1 protein-coding gene and 1 pseudogene are annotated in these 556 nt (G+C 70.1%); both read left to right on the forward strand.

The annotated features are described in order from the left end of the window. Window positions 1-227, forward strand: a pseudogene (locus AC1DWF_RS37570) (histone deacetylase family protein); the annotation flags it as partial. A gap of 85 nt (window positions 228-312) precedes the next feature. After that, window positions 313-556: exodeoxyribonuclease VII small subunit (gene xseB, locus AC1DWF_RS37575; protein ID WP_476843497.1), on the forward strand; the 244-nt coding region annotated here is incomplete at its 3' end.

Raw genomic sequence — 556 nt, forward strand, 5'->3', positions numbered from 1 at the left:
CGCCCCAGCTGATCGTCGTCTCCGCCGGTTTCGACGCCCATGCGCGCGACCCGCTGGCCCAGCTGCGGCTGCACGAGGCCGATTTCGCCTGGATCACCACGGAGATCTGCGCCCTGGCCGACCGCTGCTGCGAGGGCCGGGTGGTCAGCCTGCTGGAGGGCGGCTATGACCTCGAGGCGCTCGCCGCCTCGGCCGCGGCGCATGTCCGGGCCCTCATGCGCAGCTGACGGATCTGCCCCGGCAGTTGGGTTTTGTAACCAAAAGTCCTATACTCATCCGTTCTACGGAAGGATGCCCGATGGAGGGGCAGCGATGACCACCGACGCCCCTTCGACGACGATGGCCGCCGGCGGCGASATCAGGAACCTCCCCTTCGAGGAGGCGCTGAGGCAGCTCGAAGGCATCGTGCGGTCCCTGGAGGGCGGCAAGAGCACGCTGGCCCAGGCCATCGCCGAATACGAGCGCGGCACGGCGCTGCGGCGCCATTGCGAGGCGAAGCTGGCCGAGGCCGAGGCGAAGGTGCAGGCGGTGGTGGAAGGCGCGGGCGGGCTCACCC

It is taken from the genome of Aminobacter sp. P4_D5, from assembly GCF_056401815.1.